The sequence below is a fragment of the Collinsella aerofaciens genome (assembly GCF_015548375.1).
Classification (GTDB): Bacteria; Actinomycetota; Coriobacteriia; order Coriobacteriales; family Coriobacteriaceae; genus Collinsella; species Collinsella aerofaciens_AB.
Genome location: NZ_JADMWW010000005.1, coordinates 11,812 through 27,736, shown reverse-complemented (window position 1 = coordinate 27,736; position 15,925 = coordinate 11,812). Strand labels below are relative to the sequence as shown.

At 62.4% G+C, this 15,925-nt stretch carries 17 protein-coding genes; 7 read left to right on the top strand and 10 right to left on the bottom strand.

What is annotated here, in order from left to right:
• Window positions 1-41: 41 nt before the first annotated feature.
• Together I1969_RS03495 and I1969_RS03490 are read left to right on the top strand one after the other, a co-directional pair.
• Window positions 42-578 carry a PTS sugar transporter subunit IIA gene (locus I1969_RS03495; protein WP_195232895.1) on the top strand — a complete coding sequence of 179 codons (537 nt, stop codon included), beginning with the start codon at window positions 42-44 and terminating at the stop codon, window positions 576-578.
• Between the two features lie 235 nt (window positions 579-813).
• Window positions 814-1,371 (top strand): hypothetical protein, encoded by a 558-nt coding sequence (locus tag I1969_RS03490; RefSeq protein WP_195232893.1) that lies wholly within the window; start codon window positions 814-816, stop codon window positions 1,369-1,371.
• A gap of 308 nt (window positions 1,372-1,679) precedes the next feature.
• Here the strand turns inward: I1969_RS03490 and I1969_RS03485 are convergent, their stop codons facing one another.
• The 8 genes from I1969_RS03485 to trxA form a co-directional block, all read right to left on the bottom strand.
• Complete coding sequence (locus I1969_RS03485) at window positions 1,680-2,348, bottom strand: HAD family hydrolase (protein ID WP_195232891.1); 669 nt, start codon at window positions 2,346-2,348, stop codon at window positions 1,680-1,682.
• A gap of 105 nt (window positions 2,349-2,453) precedes the next feature.
• Window positions 2,454-3,488: a hydrogenase expression/formation protein HypE gene (gene hypE, locus I1969_RS03480; protein ID WP_195232889.1), complete on the bottom strand. Its 1,035-nt coding sequence runs from the start codon at window positions 3,486-3,488 to the stop codon at window positions 2,454-2,456.
• 84 nt (window positions 3,489-3,572) lie between these two features.
• Window positions 3,573-4,685, bottom strand: coding sequence for a hydrogenase formation protein HypD (hypD, locus tag I1969_RS03475; RefSeq protein WP_271747991.1), 1,113 nt, complete (start codon window positions 4,683-4,685; stop codon window positions 3,573-3,575).
• Entirely contained in the window at window positions 4,685-4,945 is a 261-nt protein-coding gene (locus tag I1969_RS03470; RefSeq protein ID WP_089573632.1) for a HypC/HybG/HupF family hydrogenase formation chaperone, read from the bottom strand. The genes hypD and I1969_RS03470 overlap by 1 nt, the downstream gene beginning before the upstream one ends.
• Before the next feature lie 131 nt (window positions 4,946-5,076).
• Entirely contained in the window at window positions 5,077-7,545 is a 2,469-nt protein-coding gene (gene hypF / locus I1969_RS03465; RefSeq protein WP_195232887.1) for a carbamoyltransferase HypF, read from the bottom strand.
• 29 nt (window positions 7,546-7,574) lie between these two features.
• Window positions 7,575-8,081, bottom strand: a complete 507-nt coding sequence (nikR, locus tag I1969_RS03460) for a nickel-responsive transcriptional regulator NikR (protein WP_195232885.1) — start codon at window positions 8,079-8,081, stop codon at window positions 7,575-7,577.
• A 1-nt stretch (window position 8,082) separates the two neighbouring features.
• The gene (locus tag I1969_RS03455) at window positions 8,083-8,331 is read right to left on the bottom strand and encodes a hypothetical protein (protein ID WP_006235225.1); all 249 of its coding nucleotides are present in this window, start codon (window positions 8,329-8,331) and stop codon (window positions 8,083-8,085) included.
• Window positions 8,332-8,552: 221 nt separating this feature from the next.
• The gene (gene trxA, locus I1969_RS03450; RefSeq protein WP_117776407.1) at window positions 8,553-8,873 is read right to left on the bottom strand and encodes a thioredoxin; all 321 of its coding nucleotides are present in this window, start codon (window positions 8,871-8,873) and stop codon (window positions 8,553-8,555) included.
• Window positions 8,874-9,009: 136 nt separating this feature from the next.
• On the opposite strand from trxA, the gene I1969_RS03445 reads away from it, so the two are divergent.
• Complete coding sequence (locus tag I1969_RS03445; RefSeq protein ID WP_229028231.1) at window positions 9,010-9,585, top strand: hypothetical protein; 576 nt, start codon at window positions 9,010-9,012, stop codon at window positions 9,583-9,585.
• 64 nt (window positions 9,586-9,649) lie between these two features.
• Here the strand turns inward: I1969_RS03445 and I1969_RS03440 are convergent, their stop codons facing one another.
• Window positions 9,650-10,927: a sensor histidine kinase gene (locus I1969_RS03440; RefSeq protein ID WP_195232881.1), complete on the bottom strand. Its 1,278-nt coding sequence runs from the start codon at window positions 10,925-10,927 to the stop codon at window positions 9,650-9,652.
• Window positions 10,927-11,649: a LytR/AlgR family response regulator transcription factor gene (locus tag I1969_RS03435; protein WP_117746519.1), complete on the bottom strand. Its 723-nt coding sequence runs from the start codon at window positions 11,647-11,649 to the stop codon at window positions 10,927-10,929. The genes I1969_RS03440 and I1969_RS03435 overlap by 1 nt, the downstream gene beginning before the upstream one ends.
• Window positions 11,650-11,941: 292 nt before the next feature.
• Between I1969_RS03435 and nadA the strand changes: the two genes are divergently transcribed.
• The 4 genes from nadA to I1969_RS03415 are packed head-to-tail and all read left to right on the top strand — an operon-like array spanning window position 11,942 to window position 15,808.
• A complete protein-coding gene (gene nadA / locus I1969_RS03430) occupies window positions 11,942-12,967 on the top strand; it encodes a quinolinate synthase NadA (RefSeq protein WP_195232879.1) in 1,026 nt (341 codons plus the stop codon).
• Window positions 12,968-12,995: 28 nt separating this feature from the next.
• Entirely contained in the window at window positions 12,996-14,399 is a 1,404-nt protein-coding gene (locus tag I1969_RS03425; protein WP_195232877.1) for an L-aspartate oxidase, read from the top strand.
• Window positions 14,400-14,402: 3 nt separating this feature from the next.
• Entirely contained in the window at window positions 14,403-15,263 is an 861-nt protein-coding gene (nadC, locus tag I1969_RS03420) for a carboxylating nicotinate-nucleotide diphosphorylase (RefSeq protein ID WP_195232875.1), read from the top strand.
• Entirely contained in the window at window positions 15,263-15,808 is a 546-nt protein-coding gene (locus tag I1969_RS03415; RefSeq protein WP_195232873.1) for a transcription repressor NadR, read from the top strand. The genes nadC and I1969_RS03415 overlap by 1 nt, the downstream gene beginning before the upstream one ends.
• The last annotated feature ends 117 nt before the right edge of the window (window positions 15,809-15,925 follow it).

Genomic DNA, 15,925 nt, shown 5'->3' with positions numbered 1-15,925 from the left:
GCATGCGCATAACGTTGCGCTTAATCAAGAGGAGAAAACGTATGGGTCTGTTTGACATGTTCAAGAAGAAGGCTGAGCCCGCGGCTGTCGCTGCTCCGGCCTCCATCTCTGCTTCTGCCGGCGCCGACGTGCTGTGCTCGCCCGTCAAGGGCAAGGTCATCAAGATGGCCGACGTGCCCGATCCCGTCTTTAGCGGCGAGGTGCTGGGCAAGGGCTGCGCCGTGTGGCCCGAGGACGATCTGGTCTACGCTCCCTGCGACGGCAAGGTGACCGTCACCATGGGTCACGCCGTGGGCCTGCAGTCCGATAGCGGCATCGAGGTTTTGGTGCACGTTGGCGTCGATACCGTCAACATGAACGGCGACGGCTTCGAGGGCTTCGTCAAGGCTGACGATGTCGTTAAGGCTGGCCAGCCCATGCTCAAGATCGACCGCGCCAAGATCGCCGCTGCCGGCTACAAGGACTGCGTCGTCGTGGCTGTGTCCAACACCGCCGAGTTCGCCGACGTCGAGCTCGCCGTCGAGGCTGACTCCGCTGTCGCCGCCGGCGATGTCATCGTCAAGGTCGTTCGCAAGTAAGCTGCGGCAACATAAGGGTGTTTTGGGGTGGTCGAATCGTTCGACCACCCTTTTTTATTACAATGCGGCGGAACGTTTTATTGCGCGTTGGGCGGATCGGTAAACCGTTCGGACGTTAAATCGAGCCGACTGCGCCTTTGCTTTGCCTGGGGTGTTCGTTATCTGCTAGTATGGCCTTATTGTTACGACGTGCGCCGCGTCGGGAAGCGCGGTGCCGCTTGTTGGGAGGAATCTCATGAAAAAGAAGCTGCTGCTTGTGCCCCTGATGGCTGTTCTGGTCGCGTGCGTGGTTGTGCTTTCCGGCTGCGGAGGTCCTTCGGTTGAGGAGCTCATCACCGAGGATCTTACGACGCAGTTTGACGAGGTCAAGAACGGTGGCGACGACTTCCTCGCCGGCCTGGAAGAGGCTTCGGGCGACGAGTTCGAGCAGCTGGGCATCGATCCCAAGGAGTACGCCAAGAGCTATCTCGAGGGCTTTGACTACAAGATCGGCGACGTGACGGTCGACGAGGACAAGGGCACCGCGACTGCCGAGGTCACCATTACCTGCAAGTCCATGAACCAGATCGTTGAGGATTTTGCCACCCAGTACCAGGAGAAGGTCGCTGCGCTCGATTCGATGCCTTCCGATGACGAGCTGTACAAGATGGCCGGTCAGGTTATGGTCGATGTGACCAAGGCTGCTAAGACCAAGGACACCAAGGTCACCTTCAAGTATTCCTGCAATGACGACGGCGAGTGGTCTGCCGACGATTCCGCAACCAACGAGATGATGAATGCCATGATGAGCTAGGGAGTTACGGCGTTTTACCAAACGCCGCAACTGCTCGACGCTGCAAACGCCCCTAAGCGGCAATCTGACGTTCAATTTCAAGGGCGCGACCAGAAGGTCAGCGCCCTTTCATTTCACGTCACCTTGCTCGCTTAGGGGCGTTTTCGCTGTCCGTCCTCTACCTGTGACGTTGCCATGGTAGTCATTGGGGACGTTCTTGTTTGACCGGTCGTTTAAGAATGTCCCCAACGACTATGCTCTGGAGCGTCAAAACGGGACGCGCTTTCCGCGCGGCATAATCGCCGCGACTGCGTAGCGCGTCGGTTTCGTTACTCGCCCAAGATCAGCGCCGCGAGTTCGTCCTGGGTGTCCACCACGTAGTCGGCGCCGGCGGCCTCCAGCTCTGCGCGGCCGCGGAAGCCCCAGCTGACGCCCACGCTCTTAAGGCCGGCGTTGTGGCCGGTCAGAACATCGACATTCGAATCGCCCACATAGAGTGTGGTTGCCGGATCGGCGCCCAGCTCCTCCATCACATGCAGCGTGACGGGTGCTTCGGGCTTGGGCGGAAACGCATCGACACGGCCCTGTACCAGCGCAAAGCGCTCGGAACCAAAATACTTCTCGATAAGCGGAGCCGACGAGATGTGGTCCTTGTTGGTGAGCACGGCAAGCTGCACGCCCGCGGCGCGCAGACGGTCGAGCATCTCGATCGTGCCGGCATAGGGGGCAGTGTGGTCCTCCTTGTGATCGCCGTAATAAGCCCTAAACTCGGCAAGCGTCTGCTCAAACATACGGCCGTCGCCCGCATACTCGGCAGGCATAAAGCGCTCAACCAGCTTGAGCATGCCGTTTCCCACCTTGTAGCGGTACTCGTCAACGGCAAACGTGGGCCAGCCGTGTGCCTCGCAGGTATGGTTGCCGGCGGCCGCCAGGTCCTCGAGCGTGTTGAGGATGGTGCCGTCCAAGTCAAAGATCACATGAGAAAAAGCTGCTGCCATGGGTGCTCCTGCCGCTTGAGTTGTAAAACGCACCCCATGATACTGGGCATGCGTGCCGGGCATGTTTGGAATCTGAATATCTTTAATAGCCCTGAGCCTTTGTCGTTAGCAAATCCTCGGCAGCTGCTCTCCCACGAGCATGTCGAGTATGCGGGTCGAGCCCCAGCCGGTGCGTACGCGCACGGCGGGGCGGGCGTCCTCGGCAAGCGGCAGCACGCGACCGATGATGGCGGCATTCTCGCCGTAGCGGGCGGCGCGCATGGCGGCCAGTGCCGCATCTGCCTGTTCGGCCGGCACCACGGCGACCATCTTGCCCTCGTTTGCCACCTGCAACACATCATAGCCGAGCATCTCGCAGGCTGCCTGCACGTCGGGGCGTACGGGCACGGCATCCTCGTCGACCTCCATGGCAACGCCGCTGGCCTGGGCAAACTCGTTGAGCGTGGACGCCAGGCCACCGCGAGTGGGGTCGCGGAAGCAGCGTGTGTCGGGTGCTGCGGCAAGCACATCGGCAATCAGGTGGTTGAGCGGCGCGGCGTCGCTTTCGATGGTGCTCGAAAACGCCAGACCCTCGCGCTGACTCATGATGGCGATACCGTGGTCGCCGAGTGTACCCGACACCAGGATGACATCGCCAGGCTGGCAGTTGGCGCCGCTGAGCGCCACGCCCTCGGGCACCTCGCCCACGCCGGCGGTATTGATGTAGACGCCGTCGGCCCCGCCGCGCTCGACCACCTTGGTGTCGCCCGTGATGATCGCCACGTCCGCCTCGCGCGCCGTTTCGGCCATGGTCTGCACGATTTGACGCAGCTTGTCCATGGGGTAGCCCTCTTCGAGGATAAAACCGCATGAGAGGTAGCGCACGTTGGCGCCCGAGGTCGCGACGTCGTTAACGGTTCCGCACACGGCGAGTCGGCCGATATTGCCGCCGGGGAAGAACTGCGGCGAGACTACAAAGCTGTCGGTCGACATGGCGATGCGCCCGCTCGCGGGCAGCGCAGCGACGCCGGCATCGTTGCCCTCGAGCAGTTCGGGCGACCCAAAGGCATCCAAAAAGACCTCATCGATGATGCGTTTCATCATCTGGCCGCCAGAGCCGTGGCCCAACAGGACAGTGCTATCGGTGGCAGTACGGGACATATCGAAAACTCCAATCGAGGACGGAATTATATGGGTGAGGTGCAGCGTCGACCGGCCCGCCGTTCGTTAGAGCGGCGGAACCCATTAGCCTCGGTAGCGGAAATATGCTGCACAGCTGCCCTCGGAACTCACCATGCAGGGGCCGACGGGATGCTCGGGTGTACAAGCTTGGCCGAACAGAGGGCAGTCGCTCGGCGTAATGGCCCCGCGCAGCACGTCGCCGCAGCGGCACCCACGCGGCTCGACCGTCGTCTCAACGGGCACGTCAAAGCGAGTGCGGGCATCAAAGCGCGAGAACTCGGGGCGGATGGAAAGGCCCGAGTTGGCAATCGGCCCCAGCCCGCGCCACGTGGTGTTGCATGGCTCAAACACCTGCTCGACCAGCTGGCGCGCAACGGGGTTGCCGTCTGCGTTGACGCCACGGCGGTAGGCGTTGTCGATCGCCGGCCTGTTCTCGACAACCATCTGGACCAGCATGCAGATGCCCTGCAGGATATCGACCGGTTCAAATCCCGTGACCACACCCGGGGTATTGAACTCGTCGACCAAAAAGCTAAAGGGCGCCAGGCCCGTGATGGTGGCGACGTGGCCCGGCAGGATAAAGCCGTCGATAGTGGTCTCGGGATCGTTGGCGATGGCGCGCAGCGCCGGCGGCGTGGTCTTATGGGCACAGTAGACCGAGAAGTTCTGCAGCCCGCGCGCGTCTGCCTCCAGGATGGCGGCGGCGATGGTAGGCGTCGTGGTCTCAAAGCCGACGCCCATAAAGATGACCGGGCGATCGGGGTTGTGTTCGGCGATATCGAGTGCATCGAGCGGGGAGTACACAATGCGAATATCGCGCTCCGCCGCCTTTTGCGCGGCGAGCGAGGTAGACGACCCGGGCACGCGCATCATGTCGCCAAAGGTGGTGATGATGGCGCCGTCCATCTTGGCGAGCGCGATTGCATGGTCGATATCGCGGTTGGCGGTAACACAGACGGGGCAACCCGGACCGCTCAGCAGTTTGAGCCCGGCAGGCATAATGGAGCGAAAGCCATAGCGACCGATGCTCACGGTGTGCGTGCCGCAGACTTCCATAAGGTTGATGCTGCGGTTGCCGACAAGCTCATGAATACGATCGATGAGCTCGCGAGCCAGCTTGGGATCGCGGAATGCCGAAAAGTCGATACCGGAGCGAGCCGGCTGTCCGGCCGCCACTAGTAAGCCTCCGCCGGGTTGGTGGCCAGCTGGTCTTCTTCGACCAGTTCGGTCATGGTGTTGACCAGGTCGAGCGTCTCCTGCGCCTCCTGCTCGTCGACAATCTGAATGCCAAAGCCGGCGTGCACGAGAATATAGTCGCCTACCTGTGCCGTCGGCACGAGGCGCAGCGAAACGGGGCGCTCGATGCCCATCATGTCGACGGTCGCCTTAAGGTCGTCGTCGCGTTTGACCACTTTACCGGGAACGGCAAGGCACATAATGTTCCCCTTTTATACGTTTTGCGCTGGATAGGCGCCTAATTACCCATCAGTTGATGGTAGCGCTCGCGGGAGTCACGAGCAAACGCGTTACACCTGTGAGACGGCGGCGCGCAGACTGGCAAAACAGCCTATCGCGATGTTGTCTGCGCAAGACGAGCGCTTGCGACCGCCGCTTGGCCGTAGGCGATGCAGCCGTCATTGACGGGTGCGGTGTGGGGGACAAGGACAGTAAGGCCTGCGCTTTTGAGCTCGCGGGTGAGGAACTGAAGCAGGAGTCGGTTCATGAACACGCCGCCCGAGAGCACGACGGTGTCGATGCCTTCACGGACGCAGATCTCGCTTGCGATGCGGGCCGACGCGCGTGCGATGGTGACATGGAAGTCGAGCGCGAGCTTGCCGGCGGGCACGCCGGTCCTGATTCCCTCCAAAAGCGCCTCAAAAAGCGGTCTGGAGTTCAGAACATGGCAGTCGTCCGGACGGGATGATTCGGTTACGGAAAAGCTGGCCATATTGCCGGTGGGGCAGGCACTTTCACTGCTGAGCGCGCGCCAGGCGGCGGCTTCGAATTCTATGGCGGGTTCGCCCTCGTAGGTTGCCTTGTCGCAGATGCCCAGAATTGCTGCCGCGGCATCAAAGAGACGCCCCATGCTGCTGGTACGCGGGCTGTTGATGCCGCGCTCGATCATGGTGGCTGTCACGCTGCGCGTTTGCTCGTCGAGGCTGTCCAAAAGCCGAGCGGCGCCTGGGTGCTCGAGCAGGCCGAGCTCACTGAGCAGGGCAAAGGCGTTGCGGCGGGCGTCGCGCACGGAGGCCGCCCCGCCGGGGAGCGCCCAGGTGCGCAAATGCGCGGCGCGCTCAAAGCCGCCAAGGCTGGCAACAAGAAACTCGCCGCCCCAAATGGTCCCATCGGTACCGGCGCCGGTGCCGTCAAAGGCGATGCCAAGGACGCGCGCGTCGGTTGTAAGCTGGCCCGCGGCGATAGCCTCGGCCATTACGCTCGCGATATGCGCATGATGGTGCTGCACCTCGACGAGCGGCAGATTGCATTTTCGCGCCTGCTCGCGCGCCCACTGGCTCGATAGATAGCTGGGATGTACATCGCAGGCTAAGGCGGCGGGCGCCAAGTCAAAGAGATCTTCCAAGCGCGTGCGCGCGGCGTTCCAGGCATCGAAGGTCCCGCCGTTTTCAACATCGCCGATATGCTGCGACACAAAACAGGTTGCCTCGCCGTTCGTCCCTTCACGCGTGAGCGCAATCGTGGCCTTTTGTTGTGGCCCGCAGGCGAGCACGCAGGACGGAGCGCCGTCGAGCGCCGGCAGCGGCAGCGGCTGGGGTGCATATCCGCGAGCGCGGCGCACGGGCATAACGGCGCCGTCGACCACGCGCACTACAGAGTCGTCGTAGCGCGAGAGGATCGCGCGGTCGTTACCGAGCAACGCGTCGGCGATGCCGGCGGCAACGAGGTGTTCCCAGGCAAGATCGTCGTCGGTCTCGATGGGCTCTTCGCTCAGGTTTCCGCTGGTCATGACGAGCGCGTGCATACCGCGGGCTTCTGCCGCGGCAAGCAGCAGATGCTGAAGCGGGGTGTAGGGGAGCATAACGCCGAGCTCGGGCAGGTCGCGCGCGACGGACGGTGCGAGCGCGAGGGCGTCGGGAGAATCACCGCTCTCGCAAACAGCACGTCGGCGCAGCAGCACAATGGGGCGAATGCTGCCGGCCAGCAAGCCGCGCTCAACGTCGCTGATATGGCACAGGCGTTCAGCGTCGGCAAGGCTGCGCACCATAACGGCAAGTGGCTTGTTGCTGCGGCGTTTACGGCGGCGAAGCTCGGCTACCGCCTGCTCGTTGGAGGCGTCACAGGATAGATGGAATCCGCCCAGGCCCTTGATGGCGACGATGCCACCAAGGGCCAGCAGCTCAACGCAGCGGTCGATAATGGCGTCGCTGGTCTCGCGCGTGGTGCCGACGGCCAGCGGCGCGGCGGCTTCGCCCGGCTCATCGCCCACGCTCGCTTCGCGCCACATGATATGCGGCCCGCAATTAAAGCAGGCATCGGGCTGCGCGTGAAAGCGACGGTCGAGCGGATTGGCATACTCCGCGGCACACTCAGGGCACATGGGAAAACGGTCCATCGAGGTAGCCGCTCGGTCATAAGGCAGCGATCGGATGATGGTAAAGCGTGGGCCGCAGTTAGTGCAGTTGATAAAGGGGTAGTGATAGCGTCGGTCGGCGGGATCGAACAGCTCGCGCAGGCAATCGTCGCAGGTGGCGATATCGGGCGAGACGAGCGTCGTGTGCGCGGTCTGGTCCTGCGATGCTACGATGCGAAAACCCTCTTCATTGGCGGCATCCCAACCGTTGGCTGCCAAGTCCACAACCTCGACATGCTCAACGCGGGCCGCGGCAGGCGCGTGCTCCGACAGCGCGGCGACAAAGCCGTCGAGCGCCTCGACCGAAGCATGCGCCTCGATGTGCACGCCATCGCCCGCGTTGAGCACCCAGCCGCAAATGCCATGCGCCATGGCCTCGCGATACACAAATGGCCGCATGCCAACGCCCTGCACAATGCCCGTTACATGGATATGCACATGCCGCATGCGATCCTCCTTCATTGAAATGTGTGCTGTTACAGCCCCAGGCTCTGCTCGGTGGCGGCACAGGTGAGCTCGCCGTGTTTAACCCCGCGCAGTCCCAGCAGACGGTCTGCCAGCTCGTAGACGCGTTTGCCGCGACCCTTGAGCGCCAGAATCTCCAGGCAGTTGTGGTGGTCCAGATGCACGTGCATGGTCGAGACAATCTCGTCGGTGTAGTCGTGCTGCACCTCGTCCAGACGGCGCGTCAGGTCGCCGGTGTGATGGTCGTAAATCATGGTGAGCGACCCGATGACCTGCTCGTTGGGCGTTCGCATCTGCTCCTTGGCGATCGAGGCGCGAATCAGATCGCGTACGGCCTCGGAACGGTTGGCCACGTCACCGCGGCGCGCGATCTGCTCGTCAAAGCGGCGCAACAGGTCGTCGGGCGCGGTGACCGAAAAACGGACCAGCTCGGAGGCGGAGCCGCTGCAACGGCAGTCTGCGTCGCCGGTCGGCCCGTGCGAATGCTCGTGCCCGCAGGTGTGCTCGTGCTCGGTCACGCTACACCAGCTTTACGGAGCCAACGGAGTTATGGTCGGCCTCGATGGCCTCCTCGTAGCCCTCGAGTGCGTCGTGCGCCTCGTGGAGCGCCGCCATGGCGGCCTCGAGTTTGGCACCAATGCGCTCCATATCAAAGTTCTCGGTCGCATGCAGCAGCTGATGGCTCCACTCGTGAGCGAGCTCGATGGTGTCGTCGACCTGCTTGACGCTCATGGCAAGCTGGCTCATGTTCATTCCAACATCATGCATGGAAAATCTCCTTTTGTATGGGGCAGTTCAGTGGTTCAGATTTTACTACGCCCGCTCTGTGCGCAGCTGCATAAGAAAACGGGTGCGAGTCTGTGTGACTCGCACCCGTTCACTGGGGGCCGTTTGTAACTACCATACTATCCGTGGTCGTCCGCGCCGCGCCCGGCACTCCGGCGAGCGGTGCAAAACCGCTCATGGACGGCAGATACGTAACAAGCGTATTACAGATGCTTCTCCAGCAGCGCCTGAAGCCTCGCCTTGGGCAGCGCGCCGACCGAGCGGTCAACCTCTTCGCCGTTCTTAAAGACGATCAGCGTGGGGATGCTCATGACGCCAAACTTCATGGCCAGGTCCTGGTTGTCATCGACGTTGCACTTGGCCACGGCCAGCTTGCCGGCCAGCTCGTCGGCGACCTCGTCCACGATGGGCGAGAGTGAACGACACGGCCCACACCACGGAGCCCAAAAATCAACCAGCACGGGCAGGCTGTCGTTAACGATGGAATCGAAGTTCTCGGGGGTAATCTGCTTAATGTCAGCCATGGTGACCTCCATAATGCGACGCGGCTCGGCCGCGTAAAACTCAGTACGACCCTGCTTATACCCAGCGGCCCGCAAAGCAACCACTCGCGGGCGGCTCTTTTATATAATGGTGGGCACGCAAACGATTGGAGAGCGCATGCCCACGTCACAAAGCCAGAAAAAAGAAGCCATCGCCCAGGCGGCCGAGCAGGAGCTCACATCGCTTGCGGTTCGTGGCGTGCGTATCGCGGGCAACGCGTGCTCGCCGATCGTGCTGGTCAAAGGCGATTTGGACGAGGCCGAGCGTTCGGGTGGCGAGCTTGCCGCCGGCCCGGATGGCGCGGCGTTGCGCAAGGCGCTTGGGGCCATCGGCTACGCGCCCGAGGATTTTTGCGTGCTGGCAAGCGTCGCCGGCGTGGGTGACGGAGCGGTCGCGGTGGGCGAGACTCTGCCGTGCGAGCTGTTCCGTGAGGCGCTTGAGGCTTTGGACCCCGAGGCGGTTCTGCTGCTGGACGATCGCGCGGCCGATACCATGCGCGAGACCTATGCCGACATGCTTGTGGCAATCGACGACTTCGATACCGCTATGCTCAAGCCCGGCCTGGTCGCCCATGTGCAGGGCCGCCGCGTGCTCGCGCTCGACGGCTTTGAGGCGGCACTCACCGACAAGGCCGCTAAGCAGCGCATGTGGGCCTACATCAAGCAGCTGACTCCGGCGGTCGCTCCGCTGTAGCGGATTGGCGCCGGCGAGCGATTGCCTGGCGGGCAAGGCACGCCTCGAGATCGGCGCCGCACTTCTACATCACAGCGCGCAGCTCAAACCGATCGCCGTTAATGCGGAACTGGCAGTTGCCGTTCATGCGTTCGACGGCAAGCTTAATGCTCTTGGTTCCAAAGCCGTGTCCGGTGTGCCCGGCTACGGGCATGCCGTCGACCATGCGCGGCGTGCGGTCAAACGTGTTGGAAACTAACAGCAGCAGCTGGCCGTCCTCTAATCGCAGGTCAAAGTCGACGAATCGCTTTCCTTGGGGTGCGGCGCTTGCGGCGGTGATAGCGTTTTCCAAGGCATTTGAGAGCACGCTAAACAGGTCGGCGTCACCTACGTGGATGGTTTCGGGTACGGCGGCGCGCAGGTTGGCGGTAATGCCGTTTCTATTGATATCCGAGTTAAATGACGAAAGCGCGATGTTTACGGTCTCGTTGGCGCAGAAGCGGCGTACGGCGGTGCGGTCGCCGGCTTCGCAGAGTTCGTCGATGCGATCGAGCGCCTCGTCGGTGTGGCCCTCCTCAATTAAAGCGGCCAGGCCGCGTAGGAAGTGGCGCATGTCGTGGCGCAGAATCGACAGCTCGCGCCCAGATTGACGCCAAGCCTCGAGCTCTTTGATGGCGGCGCTGTCGCGGGTTTCGAGCATCCAGCGCTCTCGCTCGGCGGTTTCCTTTTCTTCGTATTCGCGCAGGTAAACGGCAAGAAACATAAGATAGAAGGCACAGAGCGCAAATGCCAAAAACTCAACCGTCACCACCGAGCCCGAGTGGAACAGCGTGGTGTAGACGTTGGTGGCATAGTCAAAGACGTAATAGACGAGCGGCAGGATTAAAAGGATGCCCAGCTCGGTGGTGCTTTTAATCGCCAAGCGCGGACCGATGTCGCCGGCCCAATGCAACAGGACGGCAAAGACGGCGAGTGTGGTCGCGATGCGCGCCAGATAGTACGCGATCTGAGAATCGGTTGCGGCAAATGCGGCGATGCCCATCCAATTGCTGAACTGGCAGCTCAGATAGGCACTCGTAATGCCGAGCACGGCAAGCAGCGGGCTCAGGCGGTAGCGCGCGCACAAATAGATGACGAGCGGCAAATGCACGACGAGCGGATATACCTGGCGGGCGAAAAGCTCACCGCCGACGGCATTGGCGATCGAAAAGGCAGCGCCGGTCACGACGCCGACCAGCACCAGTTCAAGCGCATGACGCCGGTTGATCTCGACACCGCACAGCGCCGCCGAGGCAAAGACGCCAAAGAGCAGCGTCGTGGCGTGGTGGATTGCCCAAAGGATCATTTCGACCGAGGAGACCATCAGCGCCTCCCGCCCTCAAAGCGCACCGCAAAGTAGGCGTCTTGGAATCCCTGCTTGCAGCTGCGCGAAAGCGGGATGCACGCGCCCGAGCGCATGACGATGTCCGTGCGGTCAAAGTGATCGATATTGCGCAGGTTGACCTGGTAGCTGCGGTGGCATTTAAAGAAGACCGCGTTTTGCTCCAAGCGGTCCTCGACGCTGCGGAACGACTCGAGTGCCTCGATATCGCGTCCGTCGCGCAGGTGGAAGACCACGTGCTTGTTGCGCGCCTCGGCATATTCGATGTCGGACAGGCGCAAGGCGTGGTAGCCAAAGGAAGTTTTGATCACGAGCTCGTCGGTTGCCGCCGGGCGCATGCTCGAAAGCTCGTCGAGTAATCGCGCCAGGCGTTCGTAAGTCACGGGCTTGAGCAGATAGTCGAAGGCGCGGACCTCGTAGGATTCCAGCGCGAACTCGGGCGACGAGGTGAGGAACACCAGGCGCACGGCGGTGTCGGCCTGGCGCAGTTCGCGTGCGGTGTCCATGCCGTTGACGAGCGGCATGATCATGTCGAGCAGAATGATGTCGGCGCGCGATGCGGCATGGCGGGCCAGCAGGTCCTCGCCGCGCGTGACGAGCGCAACATCGACCGCCGTGCCCGTCTCGGTCGACCAACGGTCGATCATCCGGTGCAGTCTATCTAGAAAAGCGACATCATCGTCGCAGGCAATAATCTTGAGCATTCGGCCCCCTTAAGTAGTTCGATTTTGCCACATCGGGCACGCGCCGCTTGCGGGGGTGCGGTCCGTTTGCGCCCCACGGCGTGCAGCTCGCGCCAAGCGGTGTTGCGGTGGCGAAAGATGCCTCCTGCGCCATCGAGAGCTCAGCTATCCTCAGCTTGCCAGTTCGAAAATGGACCCGACCCAAGATTGAATCTTTATTTCAACTTTACACCTAGGTTTACAGCTGTCTTGTCAGCTGTAAACCTAGGTGTCATACTAAAGCCCCAAGATTCGCCAAAAGAGAGGGGCCTTGATGGCACAGAGCGCGAACATGGATGCGTCGGAGCTTGCACGCGATATCGCGGCCGGCCTAGCATCGGCAACGACGGCAACGGAGCGCGCGGCACTGGTGCCCGCAGAGCTCGTCGAGGCCATTCAGCAGCTAAAAACCCAACGTGACGCGGTGATCCTGGCGCACTATTACGTGGCGCCCGAGGTGCAGGCCGTGGCTGATTACGTCGGCGACAGCTTCTACCTGGCAAAGCTCGCCAAGAGCCTGCCGCAGCAGACTATCGTGCTGTGCGGCGTGGAGTTTATGGGCGAGAGCGCCAAGCTGCTCAATCCCACTAAGACCGTGCTGCTGCCCGAGCCGGGCGCGGACTGTCCCATGGCGCACATGGTCAAGCGCGAGACGGTCGACGCGGCGCGCGCCGAGTACGGCGACGACCTGGCCGTGGTGTGCTACGTCAACTCCACGGTCGAGATCAAGAGCTGGAGCGACGTGTGCGTCACCAGTTCCAACGCCGTTAAGATCGTGTCCGAGCTGCCGCAGCAGCATATTCTGTTCATTCCCGACCAAAACCTGGGACGCTTCGTAGCCGAGCAGGTGCCGCAAAAGCACGTCATTCTCAACAACGGCTACTGCCCGCGCCATCACATCATCACCGTCGAGCAGATCGTCGACGCGACGGAGGCCCACCCCGACGCGCTCGTGCTGGCGCACCCCGAGTGCAAGGCCGACGTCCTGGCCGAGGCCGACTACATCGGCTCCACCGCCGGCATCATCAAGTATGCCGAGGAGTCCGACGCGAGCGAGTTCATTATCGTGACGGTCCGCGGCGTGCTCTACGAGCTCGAGCGCCGCTGCCAGGGCACTGGCAAGAAGTTCTACTTCCCCGCGGTGCAGCCCGCCTGCGTCAACATGGACCTCATCACGCTCGAAAAGCTCGTGCACTGCCTGGAGACGGGCGAGGGCGAGGTGCAGATCGGCGTGTCGGACGAGGCTGCCGACCAGGCCAAGCTCACGCTCGACCGTATGCTCGAGTACGCAGCACGCTAGAACAATGTTGCATGAGGGACGGTCCCTTATGTCACATTCAAGGGAGAGGATTCCTGTGGAAACCAAGCAATACCCCGATATGGAGTGCGACGTCGTCATTGCCGGCTGCGGCGTAGCGGGTCTGTACGCGGCCCTCAATCTGCCGACGAGCACGCGCGTGATCATGCTCTCCAAGGGCGCGGTCGATGAGTGCGATTCGATGCTCGCGCAGGGCGGCATCTGCGTGCTGCCCGAGGGTTCGGACTACGATGCCTTCTTTGAGGACACCATGCACGCCGGCCATTACGAGAACCGCTGCGAGAGCGTCGACATCATGATCCGCTCGAGCCGCTCGGTCATCAACGACCTGCTAGCGATGGGTGTGGATTTTGAGCGCAAGGCCGACGGCAGCCTCAATTTTACCCGCGAGGGCGCGCACAGCCGTCCGCGCATCGCCTTCCATGCCGATATCACCGGCAAGGAGATTACGACCAAGCTGCTCCAGGCCGTTCGCAAGCTGGACAACGTGCAGATTTTGGAGCACGTAGCCATGACCGATATCCTGACGGGCGAGCGTGACGGCGTTACGGTGTGCACCGGCGTCGTTGCCGTTCCCGTGGACGAGGACAACTCGGTTCGTCCCGCCGACGAGCTGACAAATGCCGCCGAGGGCGTGCATGCCGGCGAACCGTTTAAGATCCATGCCCGCCACACGCTGTGGGCGACGGGCGGTATCGGCGGCGTATACGACCATTCGACCAACTACCCGCAGCTCACGGGCGATGCCTGCTACATTGCTCAGGAGCATGGCATTAAGATGGAGCACCTGGACTACGTGCAGATCCACCCCACGGGACTGTTCTCGCCGCAGCCGGGCCGCACCTTCCTGATCAGCGAGAGCTGCCGCGGCGAGGGCGCAATTTTGCTCAACGCCGCCGGCGAGCGCTTTACCGACGAGCTTCAGCCGCGCGACGTGGTCGCCGCCGCTATTCGCGAGCAGATGAAGCAGGACGGCACCGAGCACGAGTGGCTGAGCTTTGCCCCCGTCGAGCGCGATGTGGTGACCGGGCACTTTGCCAATATCCGCGCGCGCTGCCTGGAGGACGGCCGCGACATCTTGGACGAGCCCATCCCCGTTACGCTCACGCAGCACTACTTTATGGGCGGCGTATGGGTCGACAAGGACGGCCGCACCTCGATGCCCGAGCTCTACGCAGCCGGTGAGACGGCCTGCAATGGCGTGCACGGCAAGAATCGCCTTGCATCAAACAGCCTGCTCGAGGCGCTGGTCTGGGGTCGTCGCGCCGCGTGGTACATGCGCACCGGCGAGTCGCTCGCAGTGGAGCAGGCGGGCGATCCCGCGCTCGATGGCCGTCATCGCGCCCTAAGCGCAGACGCCCTGGCAATCGATGATTTGGCCCGTGCCGCCGGCACGCAGGCCGTGGAGGAGTAGACCATGAATCCCATTACCATGAAGCTCGTCGTCGATGATCTGATTCTGCAGGCTCTGCGCGAGGACATTACGTTTGAGGACGTGAGCACGGCGAGCGTGTGCCCCACGGCGCGTCCCGCTACGGTGGAGCTTATCGCCAAGGCCGATGGCATCATCGCGGGCTTGGATGTGTTCGCTCGCACCTTTGAGCTGCTGGATTCGCAGAGCTCGGTGCTGTTTGATGTTGCCGACGGCGACGAGGTGCACGCCGGCGACCACGTGGGCCAGGTGCGCGGCGATGCACGCGTACTGCTTTCGGGAGAGCGCGTGGCGCTCAACTACCTGCAGCGTATGAGCGGTATCGCTACCTATACACACCAGATGGCCGCGGCGCTCGAGGGCACCAAAACCGTGCTCGTCGATACGCGCAAGACCACGCCGGGCATGCGCGTCTTCGAGAAGGCCGCGGTCGAGATCGGGGGCGGCAGCAACCACCGTTACAACCTGTCGACGGCCGTCATGCTCAAGGACAACCACATCGATGCCGCCGGCGGCGTGACGCGTGCGATCGAGATGGCGCGCGCCCATGCGTCGTTTACCACGACGGTCGAGATTGAGTGCGAGAACCTGGACATGGTGCGCGAGGCCGTGGAGGCCGGCGCCGACATCATCATGTTCGACAACATGACCCATGACGACATGACCGCCGCGATTGAGCTTATCGCCGGTCGCGCCAAGACCGAGTGCTCGGGCAACGTGGACGCCAGCAATATCCGCGCGCTCGCCGACCTGGGCGTTGACTTTATTAGCTCGGGCGCGCTGACACACTCCGCCCCGATCCTCGACCTCTCACTTAAGCACCTGCGTCTGCTGGACGGTAAATAATGAACGCCCGCGAGCGTCGCCGTGCCATCATGGACGTGCTCGAGGTGGCCAAGGAGCCCGTTTCGGGCAGCGCACTTGCCCGCGAGGTTGGCGTGAGCCGTCAGATCGTGGTTCAGGATATTGCCCTGCTGCGTGCCGATGGGCACGATGTCGTGGCCACCAACCGTGGTTATGTGCTGCAGGAGGCCCCCAGCAGCCCCGCCGTGCCCACGCGCTTGGTCAAGGTTCGCCACAGCGTGGAGCAGGCAGGCGATGAGCTCACGAGTGTCGTCGACGCCGGCGGCGCCGTGCTCAACGTGATCGTCAATCACCGCGTGTACGGTAAGATCACGGCCGACCTGGACATCCGCAATCGTCGCGATGTTGAGCGCTACCTGCACGATATCGAGAGCGGCAAGAGCTTTCCGCTGCTAACGGTGACGAGCGGCTATCACTTCCATCGCATTGCGGCAGAAGACGAGCAGACCCTCGACGAGATCGAGGCCATGCTCAAGGAGAAGGGTTATCTGGCAGACCTGATGCCCTACGAAGACGATCTATCGTAGCCGACGCTGCAAACGTCTCTAAGCGGCAATCTGACGTTCAATCGTCGGTCGCGTACCACAAAGTACGCTTCCCTCCTCTTTCACGTCACCTTGCTCGCTTAGGGACGTTTTCGCTGA